General features: G+C 72.3%; 19 protein-coding genes. 12 read left to right on the top strand and 7 right to left on the bottom strand.

What is annotated here, in order from left to right; translation table 11 throughout:
- Nucleotides 1-394: 394 nt before the first annotated feature.
- The 6 genes from IEZ06_RS19950 (at nt 395) to glgB (ending at nt 10,026) form a co-directional block, all read left to right on the top strand.
- A complete protein-coding gene (locus IEZ06_RS19950; RefSeq protein WP_189238215.1) occupies nt 395-2,557 on the top strand; it encodes an alpha-1,4-glucan--maltose-1-phosphate maltosyltransferase in 2,163 nt (720 codons plus the stop codon).
- A 39-nt stretch (nt 2,558-2,596) separates the two neighbouring features.
- The gene (gene treS / locus IEZ06_RS19945) at nt 2,597-4,300 is read left to right on the top strand and encodes a maltose alpha-D-glucosyltransferase (RefSeq protein ID WP_189238214.1); all 1,704 of its coding nucleotides are present in this window, start codon (nt 2,597-2,599) and stop codon (nt 4,298-4,300) included.
- 3 nt (nt 4,301-4,303) lie between these two features.
- A complete protein-coding gene (locus IEZ06_RS19940) occupies nt 4,304-5,623 on the top strand; it encodes a maltokinase N-terminal cap-like domain-containing protein (protein ID WP_189238213.1) in 1,320 nt (439 codons plus the stop codon).
- Between the two features lie 84 nt (nt 5,624-5,707).
- On the top strand, nt 5,708-6,382 hold the full coding sequence (locus tag IEZ06_RS19935) for a Tat pathway signal sequence domain protein (RefSeq protein WP_189238212.1): 675 nt from the start codon (nt 5,708-5,710) through the stop codon (nt 6,380-6,382).
- The gene (locus tag IEZ06_RS19930) at nt 6,379-7,593 is read left to right on the top strand and encodes a copper amine oxidase (protein ID WP_229798417.1); all 1,215 of its coding nucleotides are present in this window, start codon (nt 6,379-6,381) and stop codon (nt 7,591-7,593) included. The genes IEZ06_RS19935 and IEZ06_RS19930 overlap by 4 nt, the downstream gene beginning before the upstream one ends.
- A gap of 219 nt (nt 7,594-7,812) precedes the next feature.
- On the top strand, nt 7,813-10,026 hold the full coding sequence (glgB, locus tag IEZ06_RS19925) for a 1,4-alpha-glucan branching protein GlgB (protein WP_189238211.1): 2,214 nt from the start codon (nt 7,813-7,815) through the stop codon (nt 10,024-10,026).
- A gap of 89 nt (nt 10,027-10,115) precedes the next feature.
- Here the strand turns inward: glgB and IEZ06_RS19920 are convergent, their stop codons facing one another.
- On the bottom strand, nt 10,116-10,724 hold the full coding sequence (locus IEZ06_RS19920) for a hypothetical protein (protein ID WP_189238210.1): 609 nt from the start codon (nt 10,722-10,724) through the stop codon (nt 10,116-10,118).
- Nucleotides 10,717-11,085 (bottom strand): hypothetical protein, encoded by a 369-nt coding sequence (locus IEZ06_RS19915; protein ID WP_189238209.1) that lies wholly within the window; start codon nt 11,083-11,085, stop codon nt 10,717-10,719. Before IEZ06_RS19915 ends, IEZ06_RS19920 begins: the two co-directional genes overlap by 8 nt.
- 592 nt (nt 11,086-11,677) lie before the next feature.
- On the opposite strand from IEZ06_RS19915, the gene IEZ06_RS19910 reads away from it, so the two are divergent.
- The 5 genes from IEZ06_RS19910 (at nt 11,678) to IEZ06_RS19890 (ending at nt 18,837) form a co-directional block, all read left to right on the top strand.
- Nucleotides 11,678-13,246: a glycosyl hydrolase family 18 protein gene (locus IEZ06_RS19910; protein WP_229798415.1), complete on the top strand. Its 1,569-nt coding sequence runs from the start codon at nt 11,678-11,680 to the stop codon at nt 13,244-13,246.
- 298 nt (nt 13,247-13,544) lie between these two features.
- Entirely contained in the window at nt 13,545-15,611 is a 2,067-nt protein-coding gene (locus IEZ06_RS19905; protein ID WP_189238208.1) for a S8 family peptidase, read from the top strand.
- Nucleotides 15,612-15,640: 29 nt separating this feature from the next.
- Nucleotides 15,641-17,338 (top strand): signal peptide peptidase SppA, encoded by a 1,698-nt coding sequence (gene sppA, locus IEZ06_RS19900; protein ID WP_189238207.1) that lies wholly within the window; start codon nt 15,641-15,643, stop codon nt 17,336-17,338.
- 293 nt (nt 17,339-17,631) lie between these two features.
- Complete coding sequence (locus IEZ06_RS19895) at nt 17,632-18,225, top strand: TetR family transcriptional regulator (RefSeq protein ID WP_189238206.1); 594 nt, start codon at nt 17,632-17,634, stop codon at nt 18,223-18,225.
- A gap of 63 nt (nt 18,226-18,288) precedes the next feature.
- Nucleotides 18,289-18,837: a dihydrofolate reductase family protein gene (locus tag IEZ06_RS19890; RefSeq protein WP_189238205.1), complete on the top strand. Its 549-nt coding sequence runs from the start codon at nt 18,289-18,291 to the stop codon at nt 18,835-18,837.
- 41 nt (nt 18,838-18,878) lie between these two features.
- Here IEZ06_RS19890 and IEZ06_RS19885 read toward each other — a convergent pair whose 3' ends face one another.
- From IEZ06_RS19885 to IEZ06_RS19865, 5 genes are read right to left on the bottom strand one after another with little or no spacing between them, the layout of a single operon-like run.
- Nucleotides 18,879-19,358: a flavin reductase family protein gene (locus IEZ06_RS19885; protein WP_189238204.1), complete on the bottom strand. Its 480-nt coding sequence runs from the start codon at nt 19,356-19,358 to the stop codon at nt 18,879-18,881.
- A 31-nt stretch (nt 19,359-19,389) separates the two neighbouring features.
- The gene (locus tag IEZ06_RS19880; RefSeq protein WP_189238203.1) at nt 19,390-20,319 is read right to left on the bottom strand and encodes an ABC transporter substrate-binding protein; all 930 of its coding nucleotides are present in this window, start codon (nt 20,317-20,319) and stop codon (nt 19,390-19,392) included.
- A 36-nt stretch (nt 20,320-20,355) separates the two neighbouring features.
- Entirely contained in the window at nt 20,356-21,027 is a 672-nt protein-coding gene (locus IEZ06_RS19875; RefSeq protein ID WP_189238202.1) for an ABC transporter permease, read from the bottom strand.
- Nucleotides 21,024-21,692, bottom strand: coding sequence for an ABC transporter permease (locus IEZ06_RS19870; protein WP_189238201.1), 669 nt, complete (start codon nt 21,690-21,692; stop codon nt 21,024-21,026). Before IEZ06_RS19870 ends, IEZ06_RS19875 begins: the two co-directional genes overlap by 4 nt.
- Nucleotides 21,685-22,788 (bottom strand): ABC transporter ATP-binding protein, encoded by a 1,104-nt coding sequence (locus tag IEZ06_RS19865; protein WP_189238200.1) that lies wholly within the window; start codon nt 22,786-22,788, stop codon nt 21,685-21,687. Before IEZ06_RS19865 ends, IEZ06_RS19870 begins: the two co-directional genes overlap by 8 nt.
- A 287-nt stretch (nt 22,789-23,075) precedes the next feature.
- On the opposite strand from IEZ06_RS19865, the gene IEZ06_RS19860 reads away from it, so the two are divergent.
- A complete protein-coding gene (locus IEZ06_RS19860; RefSeq protein ID WP_189238199.1) occupies nt 23,076-24,692 on the top strand; it encodes an RNA polymerase sigma factor in 1,617 nt (538 codons plus the stop codon).
- The last annotated feature ends 75 nt before the right edge of the window (nt 24,693-24,767 follow it).

Genomic DNA, 24,767 nt, shown 5'->3' with positions numbered 1-24,767 from the left:
CCCTAGTTACTCAACGCCACAGGGGCGACCAAATTGCTCACGCGTCTCCCCCTCACCGCAATCACCCGGCCCCAAACGCGTCCCGGTCGGTTGATGGCCCGGCGGCGGGGAGAACGATGGCCCGGCGACCAGGGGGATGATGGCCCGGCGACGGGAAGGAGAAATCCTCATGAAGGAACCTCTCCGGATCTTCGCTCCGTCAGGTATGAAGCGCCACTATCGGGGCAACCCACATATGAGCCAGCGGCTCCGCCTCCGGGATCCGGCCGTCCACGCGGGAGGCGGTGCCTCGTCCTGCCCCGCGGCCGGTCAGGGGATGCTTGAGAAGCGAAGGGTCTTTCTTGGCCGGACCATCCCGGCGGCACCGGGCGTGCCGCCGCTACCGTGAGACGCGATGATCGGACGAATCCCTATTCAGGACATCCACCCCGTGGTCGACTGCGGGCGCTATCCCGCCAAGGCCGCCGCGGGCGAGACCTTCGAGATCTCCGCCGTCGTGTTCCGGGAGGGACACGACGCGGTCGCCGCCGGAGTCGTGCTGACCGGCCCGGACGGCACACGCGGACCGCTGCTGCGCATGCGCGAGCTGGCGCCGGGGACCGACCGCTGGGGCGTGGACGTGACGCTGCCCGCCGAGGGCACGTGGCACTTCCGCGTCGAGGCGTGGAGCGACCCCATCGCCACCTGGCTGCACGACGCGGGCATCAAGATCCCGCGCGGCATGGACGCCGACCTGATGTGCGAGGAGGGCGCCCGGCTCTTCGAGCGCGCGGCGCGGGCCGTACGGCCCGCGGACTGCTCCGGGAGGGGCCTGCCCCCCGAGGACGCCGAAGGCGACGGGGCCGAGGACGCGCAGGGCGGCACCGCCGGGAACGGCGCGGCGCACGGCAACGGCAACGGCAACGGCAACGGCAACGGCAACGGCAGGAACGGTCACGCGGCCTGCGGGCACCGGGCGGCGCTGTCGGCGATCGCCGCCGCGCTGCGCGACGAGAGCCGCGACCCCCGGGCCCGGTTCGCCGCGGTCCGGCTCCCGGAGACGGCCGCGATGCTGCGCGCGCACCCGCTGCGGGACCTGGTGACGCGGTCGGCCAGGCACACGGTCCTGGTCCACCGGCGCCGGGCGCTGTTCGGCTCCTGGTACGAGTTCTTCCCGCGTTCCGAGGGCGCGGTCGTCGAGCCGGGGTCCGCGCCCAAGTCGGGCACCTTCCAGACCGCGGCCGAGCGGCTCCCCGCGGTCGCGCAGATGGGCTTCGACGTCGTCTACCTGCCGCCGATCCACCCGATCGGGCACGCCTTCCGCAAGGGGCGCAACAACACGCTGACCCCCGAGGAGCACGACCCCGGCTCGCCGTGGGCGATCGGCTCCGAGGCCGGCGGGCACGACGCGATCCACCCCGACCTCGGCACCTTCGACGACTTCGACGCGTTCGTCGCCAAGGCCCGGCGGCTCGGCATGGAGATCGCCCTCGACCTGGCGCTGCAGTGCTCGCCCGACCACCCCTGGGTCAAGGAGCACCCGGAGTGGTTCAACGTGCGCGCCGACGGCTCGATCGCCTACGCCGAGAACCCGCCGAAGAAGTACCAGGACATCTACCCCGTCAACTTCGACAAGGACCCCGAGGGGATCTACGCCGAGGTCAAGCGGGTGGTCCGGCTCTGGATGGACCACGGCGTGCGGATCTTCCGGGTGGACAACCCGCACACCAAGCCGGTCGCCTTCTGGGAGCGGCTGCTGGCCGACATCCACACCACCGATCCCGACGTGCTGTTCCTGGCCGAGGCGTTCACCCGCCCGCCGATGATGCGGGCTCTGGCCAAGGTCGGCTACCACCAGTCGTACACCTACTTCACCTGGCGCAATTCCCGCCAGGAGATCGAGGACTATCTGAACGAACTGGCCTACGAGACGTCGCATTTCATGCGGCCGAACCTCTTCGTCAACACCCCGGACATCCTCCACGAGTACCTCCAGCACGGCGGGATCCCCGCGTTCAAGATCAGGGCCGTCATCGCGGCCCTGGGCGCGCCGACCTGGGGGGTGTACTCCGGGTACGAGCTGGGAGAGAACGTCCCGGTCCGACCGGGCAGCGAAGAATACCTGGATAGCGAGAAATACCAGTACAGACCTCGCGACTGGGCCAAAGCAGAGCAAGAGGGGCGGAGTCTGGCGCCTTTCATCACGCGTCTGAATTTGTTGCGAAGAGCGCACCCGGCCCTTCAGGAATTGCGTAATCTACGGTTCCACAGCGTCGACCACCCGGACCTGATCTGCTTGTCCAAGCGGCTCCCGGGGGCCCGCGACACGGCCACACGACGGCACGGCGCGGGTGACGTCGTCCTGGCCGTCGTCAACCTGGATCCCCATCACACCCATGAGGCGACGGTGTCCCTGGACATGCCCGCCCTCGGTCTCGACTGGCAGGACGAGTTCGTCGTCGACGACGAGCTGTCCGGCGAGTCGTACCGCTGGCGGCAGTCGAACTACGTGCGCCTTGATCCCCACATCCAACCAGCGCACGTCTTCACCCTGCGCACGGCGGCGAACCCAAGGTAAGCCGGCCGGGTGCGCGATCCGGCAGAACAGCGGGGAGCCATGAGCCATTTGTCCGAACCCATTCCGAACACCTTCGACGAGGAGGAGCCGCGCGATCCCTACTGGTTCAAGCGCGCGGTCTTCTACGAGGTCCTGATCCGGGGATTCGCCGACTCCAACGGGGACGGCACCGGGGACATCCGCGGCCTCATCCAGAAGCTGGACTACCTCCAGTGGCTGGGCGTCGACTGCCTGTGGCTGCTGCCCCTGTACGAGTCGCCGCTCCGCGACGGCGGCTACGACATCGCCGACTTCATGAAGATCCTCCCCGACTTCGGCGACCTCGGGGACTTCGTGAAGCTGGTGGACGAGGCGCACAAGCGCGGCATGCGCGTCATCGCCGACCTGGTGATGAACCACACCAGCGACGCCCACCCCTGGTTCCAGGCCTCCCGGCACGACCCCGAGGGCCCGTTCGGCGACTTCTACGTCTGGTCCGACACCGACGAGCTCTACAAGGACGCCCGGATCATCTTCGTCGACACCGAGTCGTCCAACTGGACCTACGACCCGGTGCGGCAGCAGTACTACTGGCACCGCTTCTTCTCCCACCAGCCGGACCTCAACTACGAGAACCCGGACGTGCAGGACGCGATGCTGGAGGTGCTGCGCTTCTGGCTGGACCTGGGCATCGACGGGTTCCGGATGGACGCCATTCCCTACCTGTTCGAGGCCGACGGCACCAACTGCGAGAACCTCCCCCGGACCCACGAGTACCTCAAGCGGGTCCGGGCGGAGGTGGACCGGCTCTTCCCCGACCGGGTGCTGCTGGCCGAGGCCAACCAGTGGCCGGCCGACGTGGTCGAGTACTTCGGCGACCCGGCCACCGGCGGCGACGAGTGCCACATGGCCTTCCACTTCCCGCTGATGCCGCGCATCTTCATGGCCGTGCGCCGGGAGTCCCGCTACCCGATCTCGGAGATCCTGGCCCAGACGCCGAAGATCCCCGAGAACTGCCAGTGGGGCATCTTCCTGCGCAACCACGACGAGCTCACGCTCGAGATGGTGACCGACGACGAGCGCGACTACATGTACTCGGAGTACGCCAAGGACCCGCGCATGCGCGCCAACGTCGGCATCCGGCGGCGGCTGGCGCCGCTGCTGGAGAACGACCGCAACCAGATCGAGCTGTTCACCGCGCTGCTGCTCTCGCTGCCCGGCTCCCCCGTGCTCTACTACGGCGACGAGATCGGCATGGGCGACAACATCTGGCTGGGCGACCGCGACGGCGTCCGGACCCCGATGCAGTGGAGCCCCGACCGCAACGCCGGGTTCTCCGACTGCGACCCGGGCCGGCTCTACCTGCCGGTGATCATGGACCCGATCTACGGCTACCAGGCGATCAACGTCGAGGCCCAGCAGAAGAGCAGCGGCTCGCTGCTGCACTGGACCAAGCGCATGATCGAGATCCGCAAGCGCCACCCGGTCTTCGGCCTGGGCGCGTTCACCGAGCTGAACGCCTCCAACCCCAGCGTCCTGGCCTACGTGCGCGAGCTGGGCGACGACCGGATGCTCTGCGTCAACAACCTCTCCAGGTTCCCGCAGCCGGTCGAGCTGGACCTGCGCCGGTTCGAGGGCTCGGTCCCGGTGGAGACCATGGGCGGCGTCCCGTTCCCACCAATTGGCGAACTTCCGTATCTTCTGACGCTTCCTGGGCATGGTTTCTACTGGTTCACCCTGCCACCCGCGACCCAGGAGGCGTAGACCGTGTTGACGGAGCTCCTTGCCGGTTGGATAGCGCATCAGCGATGGTTCGCCGGTAAGGGGCGCCCCATCGACGAGCTGACGGTCGACTCCGACCTCGAACTCGTCCCGGGACTCCGTCACCTGATCGTCTCCGTGCGCCAGGGGGACGAGCACGACCGCTACCAGCTCCTGCTGGGCGCCCGCGACGACGTCCCCGACCGGCTCGCCCACGTGCTGATCGGCCACGACGACGGCCGGGGCCTCTACGACGCGGCCCACGACGCCGACCTCACCGGCACCCTGCTGGAGGCCATGGCCGCCGGGCGCGACCTCGGCCCGCTGCGCTTCCGCCACCTGGAGGGCACCGAGCTCGACACCTCGCAGCGCAGCCTGGTGCTCGGCGCCGAGCAGTCCAACACCTCCCTGGTGTACGGCGACGCCTACATCTGCAAGCTGTTCCGCCGGCTGATCCCGGGCGTCAACCCGGAGCTGGAGATCGTCAACGCGCTCGCCCTGCGCAAGGCGGCCCACATCGCGCAGCCGTACGGCTGGATCGAGACCGACCTCGACGGCGAGCCGACCACGCTCGCGATGACCCAGGAGTTCCTGCCCAACGCCAACGACGGCTGGGCGCTGGCGCTGGCGAGCGTCCGCGACCTGTACGGCTCCCCGGAGCAGTCGGCCTCGGACGCGGGCGGCGACTTCAGCGCCGAGTCCTTCCGGCTCGGCACCGCCACCGCCGAGGTCCACCAGGAGCTGGCCGCCGCCTTCCCGACCGGCGTGATGGAGGCGGCCGAGATCAAGCACCTGATGGAGGACCAGCACCGCCGCCTGCTCCGCGCCGTCGCGGAGGTGCCCCGGCTGGCCGAGTACGCCCCGGTCGCCGAGGAGGCCTACCAGCGGGTCATGGACGTGGCGCACGCCGTCCCCGTCCAGCGGGTGCACGGCGACTACCACCTGGGCCAGGTGATGCGCACCCCGACGGACTGGATCGTCCTCGACTTCGAGGGTGAGCCCGGCCAGCCGCTGGCCGAGCGCCGGGCGCTGTCCTCCCCGCTGCGCGACGTGGCCGGGATGCTCCGCTCCTTCGACTACGCCGCGCGGCACCTGCTGGCCGACCACCCGGAGGCCGCCGACCTGCTCCCGCAGGCCGCCGAGTGGGCCGAGCTCAACCGCTCGTCGTTCCTGGCCGGCTACTCGGCGGGCGGCGGGCGCCTGCTGGGGGAGGACGCCGTCCTGCTGCGCGCACTGGAGCTGTCCAAGGCCGTCTACGAGGTCGTCTACGAGGCGCGCAACCGCCCCTCCTGGCTGCCGGTGCCCCTGGCCGCGTTCGGCTCCTGAGCCAACGGTTCCCCATTCCCGCTGACCGGCCGCCCCGGATTCACTACTCTGCGCATACGAAAACCCGCGGAGAGTAGGTATTAGATGAGACGGGCACGGATCATGATGGCGTTCGCCGTCGCCGGGGCGACGGCCGTCGTGGGGGTGCTGTCCCTGGTGCCGGGGGAGCAGGGATCGCAGGCGGCCCAGTCCGTCGCCCGCCCGCCCTCGCCCGGAGACCCGCTGACCGGTGACGAGATCACCCGGGCGGGCCAGATCGCCTCGGCGACCTGGCGCAGCCACATGACGACCGGGCGGGCCGAGCTGCTCTACGTCGAGCGCGACGACGACAAGGCGGCCGGGGACCGGCGCCGGGCCGACGCCTACATCTACGACTACCGCACCGACCGGCTCGTCGTGCGGACCGTGGACCTGGCCAAGGGCGAGGTCGTGGAGGAGCGGACCGGCCGCGGCGTGCAGCCGCCGCCGTCCCGGGGCGAGGAGACCGCGGCGGCCGAGCTGCTGCTGGCCGACCCGAAGTACGGCGAGCGGGTGCGCGCGGCGCACCTCAAGGCGGGCGGCAGGCCGCTGGTCTCCGCCGCCGACCTGGGACTGCGGGCGCTGACCTTCACCCCGCGCCCCGGGGACAAGGTCGCCGGGGCCTGCGAGGTCCACCGGTGCGTCCGGCTGTTCGTCCGGCTGCCCGACGGCAGCTGGCTGGACACCAGCCGGATCGTCGTCGACCTGTCCGCCAAGAAGATCCTCACCCTGGAGTGGTGACCGTGTTCCTCCGCCTGACCCTCTCCTGCGCCATGCTCCTCACCGGGCTCACCGGAGCCGCCGCGAGCGCGGGGACCGCCGGGACCGCGAGCGCCGCCCGGACCGCGCAGGCCGCGCAGGCCGCGCAGGCCGCGCCGGGCTCCCAGCCGTCGTGCAGCTCGCCGTACCGGATCGACAAGACGCTGCCGAACGGCGCGCGCTGGCGGCTCTGCTGGGAGATGCGCACCATCGAGGGCCTGACCCTCACCGACGTCACCTACACCCCCAAGGGCGGCGAGACGATCGGCGTGCTGCGCAGCACCGCGCTGGCGCAGATCCACGTCCCCTACGACAGCGGCGAGCCGCGCTTCCACGACATCGGGACCATCGGCGACGACGCCATCGCGCTGAAGTCCGCCGACTGCCCCGGCGGCGAGCGCCGCAACCAGTTCGTCTGCGTCACCACCCGGGCGCGCGGCCACGGCTACCTGAAGTCGGACGGCGAGGGGGTGACCAAGTCCGTGCAGGGGACCGACCTGGTGGTGTTCTCCGCCTTCCAGCTGGGCTGGTACACCTACCTGGTCGAATGGGCCTTCGGCGACGACGGGGCGATCACCCCGCGCATCGGGGCGACCGGCTCGCTCTCCGGCTTCACCACCACGCCCGAGCACGGCTGGCCGGTCGGGGTGGGCTCGACGAAGTTCGAGGAGAGCCACAACCACAACGTCTTCTGGCGGCTCGACTTCGACATCGAGGGCTCGCGCGGCGACGTCGTCGAGCAGTACGACTTCACCGGGTCCGGCACGTCGAAGCGGAAGCTCTCCAGGACCGTCTTCGACGAGGAGACCAAGGCCGTCAACGGCCGGATGCGGTGGTGGCGGGTGGTCGACTCCGGCGTGCGCAACGCCGACCGGCACCCGGTCTCCTGGGAGATCAACAACCTCGCCAGCGCGGAGTACCGGGGACCCGCCGACGAGGCCTTCACCCGCGCCGACCTCTACGTGACCGACTACCGGGCGTGCGAGCGCCTGGCGAGCACCAACCCCACGCCCGGCTGCGGCAAGAGCGTCGACCGCTACGTCGACGACGAGGAACGGCTCACCGACCCCGTCGTCTGGGTCAACGTGGGCTTCCACCACGTCGCCCGGGACGAGGACGCCGACCCCATGCCCACCCACTGGCAGGGCTTCCGGATCACCCCGCGCGACGTGACCGCGAAGAATCCGCACTGAGCCGCACCGGTCCGCGCTGAGCCGCGGCCGTCCGCACTGAGCCGCACCGGTCCGCACCGAACCGCACCCGGCCGTACCCGCCGGGTGCGGCCGCCGCCGCCCCCTCTCCCGGGGAGGCGGCGGCCGCGAGAAGATCTTTCCTGGCATGCCGCCCACATAGTGGGTTGAACGCCGACAGGCGGGCAGGGTTAGGGAATATCGACCAACGGGAGTTGATCCATGAACGCGGACCTGGACCTGAACCGGCTGGCAGGCGGAGCGCACCACGACCCGCACTCGATCCTCGGCGCGCATCCGGGGCCGGGCGGCGTCACGATCAGGGCGCTGCGGCCGTTGGCGGAGAAGGTCCAGGTGCTCGTCGACGGCGACGTCCACGACATGGAGCACCTCGACTTCGGAGTGTTCGAGGTGACCGTCCCGGGGCTGGACAAGGTCCCCGACTACCGGCTCCGGGTGTCCTACGCGGGGGCCGAGCCGTACGAGGCGGCCGACCCCTACCGGTTCTGGCCCACGCTGGGCGAGGTGGACCTGCACCTGATCGGCGAGGGGCGGCACGAGCGGCTCTGGGAGGTGCTCGGCGCGCGGCTCATGCGGCACCAGGACGTGGACGGCACGGCCTTCGCCGTCTGGGCGCCGAACGCGCGCGGAGTCCGGGTGATCGGCGACTTCAACCACTGGAACGGCTCCGGCCACCCCATGCGCTCCCTGGGCGGCTCCGGGGTGTGGGAGCTGTTCGTCCCCGGGGTCGGCGAGGGCGCGCGCTACAAGTTCGCGGTCCTGGGCGCCGACAGCGTCTGGCGGGAGAAGGCCGACCCGATGGCTCGCCGTACCGAGGTGCCGCCCGCGACCGCGTCGGTGGTCGACCGGTCGGAGTACGGCTGGCAGGACGACGAGTGGATGCGGGCGCGCCCGGACCGCCGGGCGCTGGAGGAGCCGATGAGCGTCTACGAGGTGCACCTGGCCTCGTGGCGGCCCGGCCTGTCCTACCTGCAGCTCGCCGACGAGCTGGTCGACTACGTCCGGGACATGGGGTTCACGCACGTGGAGCTCCTGCCGGTGGCCGAGCACCCGTTCGGCGGCTCCTGGGGCTACCAGGTGACCTCCTACTACGCGCCGACCTCCCGGTTCGGCTCGCCCGACGAGTTCCGGCACCTGGTCGACCGGCTGCACCAGGCCGGGATCGGGGTCATCCTCGACTGGGTGCCGGCGCACTTCCCCAAGGACGCCTGGGCGCTGGCCCGCTTCGACGGCACGCCCCTGTACGAGCACTCCGATCCGGCGCGCGGCGAGCACCCCGAGTGGGGGACCTACATCTTCGACTTCGGCCGCAAGGAGGTGCGCAACTTCCTGGTCGCCAACGCGCTGTACTGGCTGAAGGAGTTCCACATCGACGGCCTGCGGGTGGATGCGGTCGCCTCGATGCTCTACCTCGACTACTCGCGGCGCGAGGGCGAGTGGACCCCCAACCAGTACGGCGGGCGCGAGAACCTGGACGCGGTGGAGTTCCTCAAGGAGATGAACGCGGTCTGCTACCGCGAGGCCCCGGGGATCGTCACGATCGCCGAGGAGTCGACCGCCTGGCCGGGCGTCTCCCGCCCCGCCTACCTCGGCGGTCTGGGCTTCGGGTTCAAGTGGAACATGGGCTGGATGCACGACACGCTGGCCTACCTGAAGCACGAGCCGGTCTTCCGGCAGTACCACCACCACCAGATGACGTTCTCCCTGATGTACGCCTACTCGGAGAACTTCGTGCTGCCGCTCTCGCACGACGAGGTGGTGCACGGCAAGGGCTCGCTGCTGGGCAAGATGCCCGGTGACGAGTGGCAGCGCTTCGCCAACCTGCGCGCGCTGCTGGCGTTCATGTGGGCCCACCCCGGAAAGCAGCTGCTGTTCATGGGCGGCGAGTTCGGCCAGGGGGCCGAGTGGTCGGAGGAGCGCGGGCTCGACTGGTGGATGCTGCAGTTCGACGGGCACAAGGGCGTCCAGCAACTGGTGCGCGACCTCAACCGGGTCTACCGGGAGACCCCGGCCATGTGGCGCCTGGACACCTCGCCCGAGGGGTTCCGCTGGATCGACGCCGACGACGCGCCGGGCAACGTGTTCTCCTTCCTCCGGCAGGCCCCCGACGGCTCTGCCGTGGCCTGCGTGGCCAACTTCTCCGGCGGGCCGCACGAGGACTACCACCTCGGCCTGCCGTACGGCGGCGCCTGGACGGAGGCCGTCAACACCGACGCCTACGCCTACGCGGGCAGCGGCATCGGCAACCTCGGCGCGGTGGAGGCCGTCGCCGAGCCCCGGCACGGCCTGCCGTACTCCGTCCGCCTGCGCGTCCCGCCGCTCGGCGCCCTCTGGCTCCGGCACGACGCCCCGCAGGAGGCCGGCGAGACGGCCGGGGAGGGCGTCGAGGTGGCTCCCAGCGGAGAGATCGCCTGACCGCGCTCCCCGCGGAGACTCCATCCGCCTCCACCGGAGCCGGTGGAGGCGCCGACTCTCGCCGATGTCACCGAGAGCGACGTGTTCCGTCACGTCGGCGGTGGCACCGGGACGGTGTAGAGGGCTCTTTTCTCCCCCAGCCATGCGCGGTCGACGAACCGGCCGCTCATGCGCGCGGTGAGGAGGAGATAGATCTCCAGACAGACCAGGTTGTGGTCCTCGGGTTCGGTGGTTCCGGATCCGGAGTGCACGGCCTCCGGCATCATGGGCCGGTCGATCTCCCGGAGGTAGGGCTCGACCATGGAGCCGGGCTCGACGACGACCTCGCCGTACCACCGCTGGGTCAACCAGGCGGTCGTGACGCCGTCGCCGTAGAGGAGGTCGTAGACGTAGGAGTCCATGGTGCGGATCTGCAGGAAGCGCAGGCCCGCTTCCGTCAGGCCCGTGGTCACCGGGGGCGGGCCGCTGATCGTGAGGGCGTGGGTCCAGCCGTCGGCGTGCGGGCCGGTCCAGATGCGTTCGGTGAAGGCCATCGGCCGGTAGCAGGCCATGGCGGTGGCCAGGTCGCAGTCCTGGCGGGAGGCGGGATCCGCGCCGAGCAGGGCGGCCACGGCCTCGGCGTCGCCCGACCCCACCCAGGTGCCGGTGAATCCGCGGCTCAGTCCCGCGCCGCGCAGGAGCTCCCACTGGTCAGCCACGGGGCCAGGCCCCCTCCGGGATGCGGCAGAGCAGCCCCGGCGTGGTGAACCAGGTGTCGTCGACGAACCTGCCGGTCGTGTACGCCATCGCGGCGAGGTAGAAGTTCATCTCCTGGGCGAGGCCGGAGGATCCGACGAGACCCGCGCCCTCCTGTCTGGGGCGGTCGCAGTGATCGTCGGGGATGGTGTCCTCCCACTCGTCCCCGTTGAAATAGATCGGTTCGCTGACTTCGCTGAGCACCTCGTCGCAGGACAGATGGTAGGCCCGGCTGCCCGGCTGCGGGAGCGATTCGAGGGCCCGCCATGGGAACGTCCCGGATACGGTGAACGTCTTGACCCAGCCGGGGCTCTGCTCGGCCACCCACACGACGTTCTCTTCCGCATAGGGGAGATGCCATCGCCGCGCTTGGTTCAGGTCACAGGCGAGTGTCTCCTCCACTCGCAGCGCGGTGACCACCGCGCGGTAGTCGGGTGCCTCGACCCACGAGCACTCGAACCTCTCCGCAAGACCCCTCTGCTCTAAATATGACCATTGATCTAATTTGTTGCGACTCGTCACGATATTCCGATTTCGGGGATTGGATGGCCGAGGTGACCGCCGGACAAAGCCGACGGCCGTCGACCGTGCCGGGCGAACCTGGACTCGCACAGCCGCAGTCGAGGCATGATCAGGTCCATCGCCGAAGATGATCTCGCGCTCGCCCGGAGGGACGCCACCCGATTCGGCAATCGCGCCACCCACCGCACCTTAAATCTGACTTATGTCCGACTTATGAGGCCGCCGAAACGTTGACCATCGCGGGAGCATGGACTTACGCTCCAGAATCAATAGGAAACTTTCCTATGAGTACGGGGGCTAAGCACTCTCTGACCTGGAGCGATCCTTGCGAAGAATCACCATCGGCTCTCTGGTTACGGCAGCAGCGCTGCTGGTCCCCATGGGAATCGGAACCATGAGCACGGCGAGCGCCGCCGCCTCGGCCACCGCCACCTATGTGACCACCTCCGACTGGGGCACCGGCTTCGAGGGCAAGGTCACCGTCAAGGCGGGCAGCACCGCCCTCAACGACTGGAAGGTCGAGTTCGACCTCCCCTCCGGCACCTCGATCTCCTCGGCCTGGGACGCGGAGATGAGCAAGAGCGGCAGCCACTACGCCTTCACCGGCAAGTCGTGGAACAGGTCCCTGCCGGCGGGGGCCTCGCTGAGCTTCGGCTTCGTCGGCGCGCCCGGCGGGGTGAAGGCCCTGTCGAACTGCAAGCTCAACGGCGCCTCCTGCGGCGGCGGCACCACCGAACCCACTCCGACCGCCACCCCGACGGTCACGCCGACCGTCACCCCCACGGCCACGCCCACCGCGACGCCGACGGTGACCCCGACGGTCACCCCGACCGTCGACCCCGACCCGTCGGGCAAGAAGATCGTCGGCTACTTCACCAACTGGGGCGTCTACGGGCGCAACTACCACGTGAAGAACCTGGTCACCAGCGGCTCGGCGGCGAAGCTGACCCACATCCTGTACGCCTTCGGCAACACCACCGGCGGAAAGTGCACGATCGGCGACTCCTACGCCGACTACGACAGGGCCTACACCGCCGACCAGAGCGTCGACGGCGTCGCCGACACCTGGGACCAGCCGCTGCGCGGCAACTTCAACCAGCTCCGCAAGCTCAAGAAGGCCTACCCGCACATCAAGGTGATCTGGTCCTTCGGCGGCTGGACCTGGTCCGGCGGCTTCACCCAGGCCGCGGCCAACCCGGCCGCGTTCGCCAAGTCCTGCCACGACCTGGTCGAGGACCCGCGCTGGGCCGACGTGTTCGACGGCATCGACGTCGACTGGGAGTACCCCAACGCCTGCGGCCTGTCCTGTGACACCAGCGGGCCGGACGCCTTCAAGAAGGTGGTCCGGGCCCTGCGCGCCGAGTTCGGTTCCAGCGCCCTGATCACCGCGGCGACCACCGCCGACGGCTCCAACGGCGGCAAGATCGACGCCGCCGACTACGCCGGCGCCATCGGCGACCTCAACTGGCTCATGCCGATGACCTACGACTACTTCGGCGCGTTCGCGCCCAAGGGCCCGACGGCCCCGCACTCGCCGCTGACCTCCTACGCGGGCATCCCGCAGGCCGGGTTCGACTCCGACTCCGCGATCAAGAAGTTCAAGGCCAAGGGCGTCCCGGCGAGCAAGCTCCTGCTGGGCATCGGCTTCTACGGCCGCGGCTGGAGCGGCGTGACCCAGGCGGCTCCGGGCGGCACCGCCACCGGCGCGGCGCAGGGCACCTACGAGGCGGGCATCGAGGACTACAAGGTCCTCAAGACCAAGTGCCCGGCCACCGGCACCGTCGGCGGCACCGCCTACGGCTTCTGCAACGGCGAGTGGTGGAGCTACGACACCCCGAGCACCATCGCGGGCAAGATGACCTACGCCAAGAACCAGGGCCTGGGCGGCGCCTTCTTCTGGGAGACCAGCGGCGACACGGCCAACGGCGAGCTCATCACCGCGATCGCCAACGGACTGAAGTAATATTTCGGGCACTCGACCCTCCGCGTGCGCAACGCCGCGGGGGGTCGAGCCGCGTCCGGCCCCGGAGAGCCCGTCCGGGATCCGCGACCGGGGTCCCTGGAGTCCCGGCCGGGACACGCGACCGGGGGTCCCGGACGGGACTTCCGGGACCCGCGGCCGGAGGGCCCTCGACCAGGGGCCGGCGGCCGGAGGGCCTGAAGAACCGCTGCGAAGATCCACGAATCCGGGACAAGGGTATTCTCCGGGCGCGAACCGCTGCCTAGACTCCGAATCGCCCGCTTCATCCCCCGGAGGACGTGTGCGACTTCGAGCTGCCGTGGCCCTGGCGATCGTGCTCACCATCACCCCTGCCGTGCCCGCGGTCGCCGAGGCCCCCGCCGTACCGGCCCCGGCGGCCACCGGGAGCCCCGCCGTACCGCCCCCGGCGACCGGCGAGACCCCGGCCGCCGGTGAGCCGTCGGCGACCGATGGGACACCGGCCCCGCCTCCGGGCGCCCCCGCCGACGCTCCCCCGGCCCAGGACGGGACGCCCGCCCCGGACGGGACCCCGGTGCCGGAGGCGCCGAAGCTGGAGGACGGCCTCGCCGCCGACGAGGACGGGACCCGCGTCATCGTCGAGGTGACCGCCCCCGCCGAGGCCGCCCCGGTGGCGGGCGCGGCCGAGGCGCTGCCGGAGTCGGAGGTCCTGCTCCGGCCGCCGGACACCTCGTTCATCGTGGTCGAGGCCACCGGTGACTCCCTGGCCGCGCTGGCCGCCGACCCCCGGGTGGTCTCGGTACGGCGGGACCGCACCTACTCCCCCGTCTCCCTGGCCTCGGGACTGCAGGTGATCGGGGCCGACAGGGCGCACGCCGCCGGGGTGACCGGCCAGGGCCAGACCATCGCGATCGTCGACACCGGCGTCGACGCCGACCACCCCGCCCTGGGCGGCAGGGTCGTACGGCAGGCGTGCTTCTCCGCCACGGACGGCGGCGCGCGGTCCCTGTGCCCCAACGGGCAGGCCGAGGACGCCTCCGCCGACGCCGAGACGGCCGCGTGCGTGCACGAGGGCGCCAACCTGTGCGACCACGGCACCCACGTCGCGGGCATCGCCCACGCGGTCGCCCCCGCCGCCGACCTCGTCGCCGTCCAGGTCTTCAGCCGGACCACCGACTGCTGGGAGGGCGAGACCGCCTGCCTGACCGCCTACGAGTCCTCGCTCCTGCTCGCCCTCGACCACGTCGCCGCGCTGAAGGACACCGTCCCCGGCCTCGTCGCGGTCAACCTCAGCCTGGGCGGCGGGATGTTCGACGGGGCGTGCGACGCCGTACCGGAGCTGCAGGCCATGCGGGAGCGGGTGGAGACCCTGCGGGCCAAGGGCGTGGCGGTCGTCGCGGCGGCCGGGAACGAGGGCTTCGCCGGGGCCGGGGCGCCCGGGTGCTTCTCCGGCGCGGTGACCGTGGGCGCGACCGCCGACGACGACCACGTCCCGTACTGGTCCAACCACGGCGCCGTGCTCGACCTGTTCGCCCCCGGCGTCGAGATCGACTCCGCGGTGCCCGGCGGCGGCTCCCAGGTCTACAGCGGGACCTCCATGGCGACCCCGCATGTGGCCGGCGCGTTCGCGCTGCTGGCCCAGAAGGACGCCGACGACGCCCCCGACGCCCTTCTGGGCAGGCTCAGGGCCGCGGGCCGCCCGGTCTCCTACGCCGGGGTGAGCACGCCCCGGATCGACCTGGCCGTCGCGGTCGACGGCGGGACCCCCGCACCCGGGATCACTCCTCCGGGCCCGGAGGAGGGCGCCGCTCCGGACGATCCGGCCGAGGAGCCGGTCCCCGACCCGAGCGCGGGCCCGCAGCCGGTCCCCGGCCCGGAGGGCCCCTCCCCCGCCGATCCGGCGCCGGTCCCGCTGCCCACCGTGACCGTCACCGTGACCGTGACCGCCACGCCGGCCCCCGCGCCCGCCGCCGCACGGGCGGTGTGCACGCGGGGCACGGCGAAGCGGACCCTGACCGCCGCGCAGTGGGCCGCCGAGCTCACCCGGGGCAGGGGGGACCTGCCGGACGGGACGCTCGGCTGCTACCTGCGCCTGGTGGGCAAGGCCAGCGCGGTCTTCTCCGAGGCGGCCCGCGCCTCCACGCTGGGCACCGCCTACCGGGTGCTCAAGCCCGCCAAGCGGACGAAGCGCGCCGTGCTGGACAGCGAGCTGCTGGCCGCCTGGCTGAACTGGGCGCACGGCGCGGTCGACCTCGGCGCCAGGGCCGGCGGGACGGGCACGGTCAAGGGCGTGCTCGCGACGGCCGAGAAGCGCCGCCTGGCGGGGGCGTCTCCGGGCGGATCCGCCTCCGCCCTACGAAAGTATGCGAACGCACGCCGTACCGCATGAGCCGCGAAAGCGTCGCTTAGGGTGAGTTCATGGACGCGACGAAGGCGATCATCGACACCGTCGACAAGATCCGGCAGCGGCGGACCGCTCCGCTGATCCTGGAGCTCGACCTCAGCGAGGGCCTCATCGACCGGCCCCCGGCCGACCCGCTGAGCGCGGTCCTGTCCATGCGCAGGGCGCGCCTGGCCGACGTGCTGTCCGGGCTGAAACGGGCCAGGACGGACGACCGGGTCAAGGGGCTGGTCGTCAAGATCGGCACGCACCACCTGGGCCTGGCCATGGTGCAGGAGCTGCGCCAGGCGGTGCTCCGGTTCCGGGCGGCGGGCAAGCGGGCGGTGGTGTTCGCCGAGTCGTTCGGCGAGTTCGGCGCGGGCACCGTCCCCTACTACCTGGCCAGCGCCTTCGACCGGGTCTACCTGCAGCCCTCGGGCGACGTCGGGCTGACCGGCATCGCGCTGGAGCAGCGCTTCGTGCGCGGCGCACTGGAGAAGCTCGGCGTCGAATACCAGCTCGGCCAGCGCCACGAGTACAAGACCGCGGCCGACATGTTCACCCGGGAGGGCATGACCGAGCCGCACCGCGAGTCGGTCGCCCGGATCGCCGAGTCGGTCACCGAGCAGGTCGTCGCGGGCATCGCCGAGGGGCGCCGGCTCGATCCGGCCAAGGTCCGCGAGCTCGTCGACGCCGGGCCGTTCATCGGCGCCGAGGCGGTCGAGGCCGGCCTGGTGGACGGGCTCGCCTACCGCGACGAGGTCTACGACGAGATCAGACGGGAGGCGGGCGCGGACGCCCTGCTCCTGTACGTCTCCCGTTACCACAAGGGCGCGCTCGCCAGGAAGCTGCCGCGCCCCGGTGAGCAGACCGTGGCGCTGGTGCAGGGCAGCGGGCCGATCAAGCTCGGCCGGAGCGGGCGCGGTCCCGTGGGCGGCGGCGCGATGGGCTCCGACACGGTCTGCGCCGCCCTGCGCGCGGCCCGCCGCGACGACCACGTGCGGGCGGTCGTGTTCCGGGTGGACAGCCCCGGCGGCTCCTACGTCGCCTCCGACGCCGTCTGGCGCGAGGTCGTGCTCACCCGGAAGGCGGGCAAGCCCGTCATCGTCTCGATGGGGGACGTCGCGGCCTCCGGCGGCTACTTCGTCGCCATGGCCGCCGACGTGATCATGGCCCAGCCCGGCACGCTCACCGGCTCCATCGGCGTGTTCGGCGGCAAGCCCGTCATCGGCGAGCTGCTCGGGAAGATCGGCGTGACCTCCGAGACCGTGCGCGAGGGCGCCAACGCGGCGATGTTCTCCCCCTCGCACGGCTTCTCCGACGCCCAGTGGGACCGGGTCAACGCCTGGCTGGACCGGATCTACGACGACTTCGTGGGCAAGGTGGCCGAGGGCCGCGGCCTGACCCGCGAGCGCGCCCACGAGCTGGCCAGGGGGCGCGTCTGGACCGGCGCCGACGCCCACGCGAGCGGGCTGGTGGACGAGCTCGGCGGGCTGGAGGACGCCCTGGCCCTGGCCCGGAAGAAGGCCGGGCTCGCGGCCGACGCCCCGGTGCGCCCCTATCCCCGGCTGAACCCGCTGGAGCGCCTGCGCCCGCCGGAGTCCAGCGAGGACAGGGCCGCCGCGCTCGCCCGGGTCCGGCTGGAGGCCTGGGGCCCGCTGGCGGCCGTCGCCTCCGAGCTCGGCCTGCCGTCGTACGGCCCGCTCACGCTCCCCGGCTCCTGGACGATCCGCTAGGAGCCCGTCCCGGGCTCCGGATCCTCTCCGTCGACGCCCCGTCCCGGCGCGAGCCGTACGGCGGGGCGTCCCCGTGTCCGCGGCCGGATCCCGCGACCGTCCGTGGCACCCGCAGCAGGCGCCGATCACCTTCCTCGCGTGGCGCCGGAGCCGTACGGCCTCGACGCGGTGCGGCGCCCTCATTTGTAAATGAACGTTCATTTACAAATCGGGCGCGGAGCGGTAGCCTTCCCGAGCGGAGATCACCGGCCGCGCGTCCGCCGACGGACGGGGCCGGAGAAGGGAGGACGGACATGGCGCGACCCCGCACGACCAGCGACGAGTCGATCATGCGAGCGGCCGGACGGGCGATCACCGCCCACGGGCCGGCAGGCCTGACGCTGGCCGCCGTCGCCGCCGAGGCGGGGCTGTCCCCCGCCGCGCTCGTGCAGCGGTTCGGGTCCAAGCGCGGCCTGCTGCTGGCCTTCGCCGCATGGGCCGCCGCCGGCGCCGGGGAGGTCTTCCGGCGGGCACGTCAACGGCACGACTCCCCCCTGGAAGCCCTGCACGGCGCCCTGACCGAGCTGGCCTCGGGCCTGCGCACCCCCGAGGAGGTGGCCAACGGCCTGGCCTTCCTGCAGCTCGACCTGACCGATCCGGAGTTCCGCGAGCACGCCGCCGACCAGGCCCGCCGGGTACGGGAGGAGATCACCGGCCTGCTCGCCGACGCCGTGGCCGCCCGCCTGCTGGCCGAGGACACCGACCCCGTACGGCTGGCCCGCGCGGTCCAGGTCGCCTACAACGGCGCGCTCATCCTGTGGGCCGTGACCGGCGGGGAGGACCTCGCCGACGCCCTGCGCGCCGACATCGACCACCTGCTCCAGCCCCACCGGCCCCACCGGCCCTGACGGCCCGAATCGACCACCTGCTCCAGCCCCACCAGCCCTGACGACCCCGAGGAGACCTACGACATGACGTCCCAGCAGCCGTTCACCGTGTCGGTGTTCATCGCCACCAGCCTGGACGGGTTCATCGCCCGCCCCGACGGCGACATCGACTGGCTCACCAGCCGGGGGGAGCAGGCCGGCGACATGGGCTACCAGGAGTTCATCGCCGGGATCGACACCGTCGTGATGGGCCGCGCCACCTACGAGAAGGCCCTCACCTTCGGCGCCGAGCAGTGGCCGTACGACGGCAGGCACGTGGCGGTCCTGAGCACCCGCCTGGACGACGGCGCCGATCCCCGTATCACCGTCCACCGCGACCTCGGCCGGTTGACGCGGGCCCTCGCCGAGCGCGGCACCAAGAGCGTCTACGCCGACGGGGGCCAGGTCGTGCAGTCGTTCCTGCGCGCCGGACTGGTGCACGAGCTGACCATCACCACGGCCCCCGTGCTGCTCGGCAGCGGCCTGCGCCTCTTCGGCGCCCTCGACGGAGACATCGCGCTCGTCCACCGGTCGACCACGGTCCCCGGCGCCGGCTTCGTCCAGACCACCTACGCCGTGCAGAACCAGGCCTGAGATCCGTCTCGGGGAACCGGCGTCATCCGGGCGGGCGGATTTCAGCCCAGGGCGCGGTAGCGGCCGCGGAGCCGTACGAGCGGGGCGGCGGCCGGGTCGACGTAGTCGACGCCCAGGACCCGGGCGATGTAGAGGGTGTGGTCGCCGGCGGGGACGACCTGGGTCGTCTCGGCCTCCAGGGCGGTCACGCCCTTCTCCACGACGAGCGCCTCGCTCAGCGGGCCCCGGTGGTGCGGGGTGCCCGCGAGCAGGAGCCGGGCGCCGGGGCGGCCGGCGGCGGCGAACCTGCTGGCGACGGCCTTCTGCTCCGCCGAGAGCACGCTGGCGGCCCAGCGGTCGCGGCGGAGCAGCAGCTCGTTGAGGTAGCCGGCACTCGCCAGGCTGACCATGACCAGCGGCGGGTCGAGCGAGATCGAGGTGAGGGTGGTCACGGTCGTGCCCACGTCGTCGCGCCCGTCCCGGACGGTCACCACGGACACCGCCCCGGCGACCTGCGCCATCGCCTCGGTGAACTCGCCCATCACCACCACCTCACGCCGACCACCCTAAGGGTCAGACCAGGCCGTTCTGCATCAGCCAGTCCTTGGCCACGACGGCGGCGTCGTCCTTGTCGACCGCGACGCGCTTCATCAGCGCGACCAGGCCGGCGGTGTCGAGCTTGGCGGAGACCGCGTCCAGCGCCGTGCGCACCGTGTCGTCCACGCCCGCCTTGTTGACCAGCGGCGTGATGTTCTCGGCGGCGAAGGCGCTCTTGGTGTCCTTGAGCGAGACCAGGTCGTTGAGGACGATCTTGGGGTCGGTGGTGAAGACGTTGCCGACCTGGACGGTGCCGTCCTTGATGGCGTCGGCGGTGGCGGCGCCGGTCTTCTTCCACTCCTTGAACTCCAGGCCGTAGACGTCCTTGAAGTTCTGCTCCTGGCGCGACTGGAACTCCGGCGGGCCGCCCACCGCGTAACCCTTGGCGACCTTCGCCAGGTCCTCGATCGTGGCCAGGCCCTCCTTCTCCGCGGTGGCCCTGGTGACGGTCAGCGAGTTGTTGTCCTCGGCCGCGGCCGGTGAGAGGATCTCCAGCTCGGCGGGGAGCTTCTCCTTGAGCGCGGCGACGACGTCGTCCTTGGTCCTGGCGGTGCTGGTCTTGTCGACGTAGGCCAGCAGCGAGCCGACGTACTCCGGCAGGACGGTCAGGCCGCCGCCCTTGACCTGGTCGTAGAGGACCTCGCGGCTGCCGATGTTGAGCTTCTTCTCGACCTGCACGCCCTTGGCCTCCAGGGCCTGGGCGTAGATCTCGGCCAGCAGGACGTTCTCCGGGAAGTTGGCCGAGCCGACGACGACCTTCCCTCCCGGGGCGGGGGCGGGGGCGGAGGCGGACCCGGGGTCCGCCGGACCGGGCGACGCGCTGGTGAGCGGGTCGCCGCCCCCGCACGCGCTGAGCGTGAACGCCGCGGACAGGACGACGACCGCGGTACGGATCAGGCGCTTCATCGAAATTCCCTTCTGAAGCGGGAGGAAAAAAGGAGATTATCGGATGCCCGGCCGGCGGCTCACCCCCGGTGACACCGAGACCCGGGACAGGATCGCGAACAGCCCCTGGACCGCCAGCGCGAGGCCCGCCACGAGGACGGCCCCGCCGACGGCGCGCGGGTAGTCCTGGGTCGCCAGGCCGTCGATGACGTAGCGGCCGAGACCGCCCAGGCCCACGTAGGCGGCGACCGTCGCGGTCGCCACCACCTGGATGGCGGCCGTGCGCAGGCCGAGCAGGATCAGCGGGAGCGCCACCGGCACCAGCACCCCGGCCAGCACCTGGCGGCCGCGCAGGCCCATGCCGTAGGCGGCGTCGCGCAGCTCGGGGTCCACCCCCCGCACGCCCTCGTAGGCGTTGACCAGGATGGGCGGGACGGCCAGCGCCACCAGCGGGATCAGCACCGGGACGATCGTGCCGACCCCCATCAGGAGCACGATCAGCACGAGCAGGCCCAGCGTCGGCAGGGCCCGGGCCGCGTTGGCGCTCAGCACCACCAGCAGCGCGCCCCGGCCGGTGTGGCCGATCCACAGCCCCAGCGGCACCGCGACGGCCGTGGCCAGCAGCAGCGAGAGCCCGGCGAACTCCAGGTGCTCCAGCAACCGGGCCGGGATGCCGTCCGCGCCGGTCCAGTTGGCGGGGTTCCCGAGGAAGTCGATCAGCCAGTTCACGCCCGCCCCCTCGTCCGGGACCCGGCCCACGGCGTCAGCAGGCGCTGCGCGCCGACCAGCAGCAGGTCGGCGGTCCCGGCCAGGAGCACGACCAGCACGATGCCCACGATGATCGGGGTGGGGAACTGCCGCTGCCAGCCGTCGATGAACAGGTAGCCGAGCCCGCCCCTGCCGACCAGCGCGCCCACGCTCACCAGGCTGACGCTGGAGACCGTCGCCACCCGCAGCCCGGCGAGCACGACCGGCACCGCGATCGGCAGCTCCACCGTGAGCAGCCGCCGCAGCGGGGTGAAGCCCATCGCCACCGCCGACTGGCGGACGTGGTCGGGGACCGCGGCCAGCCCGTCCACCACGGCCGGGACCAGCACCGCCATCGCGTAGAAGGTGAGCGGGACCATGACGGTCAGCCGGGTGGCCAGACCCGTGATCGGGATCAGCACGATGAAGACCGCCAGCGAGGGCAGCGAGTAGACCACGTTCATCACGCCGACCGTGGGCTGGTAGAGCCGGCGCCAGCGCGTGCCCGCCAGCCCGAGCGGGAGCGCCAGGAGCAACCCGGCGAGCACCGGGACCAGCGCCATGACGGCGTTGTCCACCAGCAGCTCCCGGAGCACGGGCAGGTTGCGCCCGATCCAGTCCCAGCGGACCAGCGGTTCCTCACCCACGGGCGTCCCCCGCCGCCCGCGCCAGCGCCGCGTCCAGCGCCTCGCGGGTCACCACCCCTTCGACCCGGCCGGACTCGTCCACCGCGATCGCGTGACCCGAGGGGGACAGCAGCGCCGCGTCCAGCACGGAGCGCAGCGGGTCGCGGCCCCGGACGAACGTCCCGTACGGCTCCGGCCGCACGTCGGCCGGGGCGCCGGAGTCCGGCAGGCCCCGCGGGGAGATCCAGCCCAGCGGCCTGCCCCCGTCGTCCACCACGGCCAGCCAGGGCTCGGCCGCGGCACGCGCAGAGGCCGCGGCGGACGAGACCGGGACGGTCAGGTCGGTGCGGAGCGGCAGGTCCCCGCTCGGGACGAACGAGAGCCGGCGGATGCCCCGGTCGCGGCCGAGGAACTCGCGGACGAAGTCGTCGGCGGGCTCGGCCAGCAGCCGCGCCGGGGCGTCGAGCTGGGCCAGCCGCCCGCCGACGCGGAGCACGGCCACCCGGTCGCCGAGCTTGATCGCCTCGTCGATGTCGTGGGTCACGAACACGATCGTCTTGCGCAGCTCGGCCTGCAGGCGCAGCAGCTCGTCCTGCAGGCTCGTGCGCACGACCGGGTCCACGGCGCTGAACGGCTCGTCCATCAGCAGCACCGGCGGGTCCGCCGCCAGCGCCCTGGCCACCCCGACGCGCTGCTGCTGGCCGCCGGAGAGCTGGAACGGGTAGCGGTCGGCCAGCGCGGCCTCCAGCCCGACCCGCTCCAGCAGCTCCATGGCCCGCGACCGGGCCCGGCGCCGGTCCCAGCCGAGCAGGCGGGGCACCGTGGCCACGTTGTCGACCACCTTCCGGTGCGGGAAGAGCCCGGCCTGCTGGATGACGTAGCCGATGCCGCGCCGCAGGGTCGGCGGGTCGATGGTCGTCACGTCCGCGCCGTCGAGCAGGACCCGCCCGCCGGTCGGGTCGACCATCCTGTTGATCATGCGGAGCGACGTGGTCTTCCCGCACCCGGACGGGCCCACGAAAACGGTGATCTCCCCCGTGGGGGCCTCCAGGCTGAGGTCGTCCACCGCGACGGTCCCTCCGGCGTACCGCTTGGTGACACCGTCAAATGTGATCATGTCCAACCCCTGGTCTCCGGCAGGGGCACGGCCCCCCTGCCGCAACCGCCCCCATGATCCCTCGCGGAACAGCCTATGGTGCCTCCTTCCGGTCTGTCCCGCTACCTCCCGCTCTTTCGGCGGACCCGCAGGTCTTCGACATCAAATAGGTATCCAATAGTGCGAAGAACCTCGATGACTTGGCATCATTGCCCATATCGTGGGCACTCAGACCACCCACGTCACACATGCCACAGGCCCCGCCCCCACCACACCCCCGCCCGCACCCTTCAGGAACCGGTCCCGCCGTGACCCAACCGCTCCTCGGCCGGCGATCGCTCAGCGACTCGATCGGCGAGCTCTACGATCTCCACGCCTCCGGTCTGTTCGCCTACTGCCACGACCAGCTCGGCGATCCCGACGCCGCCTCCGCCGCCGTCCTGTCCGTCCTGTCCGGTGTGCCCGCCGAGCGGCGGCCCCCGCGCGCCGGGCTGTACGCCATGGCCCGCGGCGAGATCCAGCGGCGCGACGTCGTGCACGCGCCGCCCTCCGCCGGCGCCGACCCGGTGGCCGTCTTCGTCCGGCGGGTCCTGCGGGACCTCCGGCCGCACCAGCGCGAGGTGCTGTACCTGTCCGGCGTGTGCGGGATGGACACCGCGGAGCTCTCCTGGGTGCTCGACGTGGCGGCGGACACCGCCGACGAGCTGACCGTGAGCGCCTGCCGCCGCTTCGCCCAGTCCCTGGCGCTGGCCCTGCCCTCGGCCCGGCCGCCGGCCCACCTGGCCGGCGTCTTCGCCCTCCTCGGGACCGCCCAGATCCGCGACGTGCTCGCCCGCGCCCCGTGGGCCTCCCCTCCCTCCGGGCTGCGCGCCGCCGTGCTGGCCGCCGCGCCCGACACGACCTCCGGCACCGCACCGGGTACGGCTCCCGCCGCCCCGGCCTCCCCCCTGCCGGTCAAGAGGCTCTGGCCGACCACTCCCGCCTGGCCGCTGCCGCTCACCGAGCCGCACGCGCTGACCAGCACCCGCCTGTTCCTCCCGCCGGACCCGGAGGCCGTCTCCGCCCACGAGGCGACCACCGAGCCGATGCCCAGGCTGCGCGGCCCGGTCCTGACAGCCCTCGACACGGCCCACGACACGGCCTCCGGCGGCGCCCCCGGCACGGCCCCCGTCTCCGATACGGCCTTCGTCCCCGGCACGGCCGCCATCTCCGACCCGCCCCTCGCCTCCGACCCGCCCCTCCGTACGCCCCGTCCCCGGCCGCGACGCCCGAGGCCGCGGCAGGCGACGCCGCCGCTGCCCGCCCCGGTCCCCGGCGACGTGCTCGACCCGCCCCCGGCGGCGGACGGCCCCGCCCCGGGGCAGGACCTGTTCCGCCCCCTCAGCCCGGAGGTCCGGGCGGCCCTGGCCTACACCGACAAGCTGGTCGCCTCGGCCCCGCTCAGAACCCCGCCGGAGATCCCGGCGACGGCCTCCTCCGAGGCCCCCGCCCCGGCTTCCACCGGGACTCCGGTCAGGCCCCCGGACCGCGCCGTGCGGGGGGAGGCGGCTCGCCCCCTGCCCGGCTGGCCCCTGCCCGCGGACCAGCTGGGCGGCCTCGCCCCTCCCCTGGGGACGCCCCGCGCCGGCCACGGCGCGGACGGCGGTCCCGCCGACCCCGTGTTCACCGCCCCTGCCTTCACCGCTCCCGCCGCCCCTCCCGCTGGGCCGGACGACCGGACCGGGCCCCCCGACGCCCCGGAGGCCCGCGAGCCCGGCCGGCGGGCCCGCTCCGTGGCCGCGCCGGCCGGGAGCCGCCGCAGGCGCAGGCAGACCGGGCACGGCGAGCGTCACCACGACTGGGTCTGGGAAGTGGTCGGCTTCCTCATCTGCGTCGCGATCGCGATGCTCGTCTTCTTCACCGTCCCGACCATCGTCACGCCGTAGGGGCGCGGCCGGTCCCGTCGCCCTGCGGCGCGACCGGCCGCCGCCGTCCCGTCAGCCGCGGCCCGTCCCGTCACC

It is taken from the genome of Planomonospora antibiotica (genome assembly GCF_014647955.1).
Classification (GTDB): Bacteria; Actinomycetota; Actinomycetes; order Streptosporangiales; family Streptosporangiaceae; genus Planomonospora; species Planomonospora parontospora.
The sequence above is the reverse complement of the archived record's forward strand: the minus strand, read 5'-3'. Positions and strand labels throughout refer to the sequence as shown.

Coding starts and splice junctions, on each gene's coding strand:
- IEZ06_RS19950 (WP_189238215.1), top strand. CDS start 395: ATGATCGGACGAATCCCTATTCAGGACATCCACCCCGTGGTCGACTGC.
- glgB (WP_189238211.1), top strand. CDS start 7,813: ATGAACGCGGACCTGGACCTGAACCGGCTGGCAGGCGGAGCGCACCAC.
- IEZ06_RS19910 (WP_229798415.1), top strand. CDS start 11,678: ATGAGCACGGCGAGCGCCGCCGCCTCGGCCACCGCCACCTATGTGACC.
- IEZ06_RS19880 (WP_189238203.1), bottom strand. CDS start 20,319: ATGAAGCGCCTGATCCGTACCGCGGTCGTCGTCCTGTCCGCGGCGTTC.
- IEZ06_RS19935 (WP_189238212.1), top strand. CDS start 5,708: ATGAGACGGGCACGGATCATGATGGCGTTCGCCGTCGCCGGGGCGACG.
- treS (WP_189238214.1), top strand. CDS start 2,597: ATGAGCCATTTGTCCGAACCCATTCCGAACACCTTCGACGAGGAGGAG.
- IEZ06_RS19865 (WP_189238200.1), bottom strand. CDS start 22,788: ATGATCACATTTGACGGTGTCACCAAGCGGTACGCCGGAGGGACCGTC.
- sppA (WP_189238207.1), top strand. CDS start 15,641: ATGGACGCGACGAAGGCGATCATCGACACCGTCGACAAGATCCGGCAG.
- IEZ06_RS19895 (WP_189238206.1), top strand. CDS start 17,632: ATGGCGCGACCCCGCACGACCAGCGACGAGTCGATCATGCGAGCGGCC.
- IEZ06_RS19890 (WP_189238205.1), top strand. CDS start 18,289: ATGACGTCCCAGCAGCCGTTCACCGTGTCGGTGTTCATCGCCACCAGC.
- IEZ06_RS19885 (WP_189238204.1), bottom strand. CDS start 19,358: ATGGGCGAGTTCACCGAGGCGATGGCGCAGGTCGCCGGGGCGGTGTCC.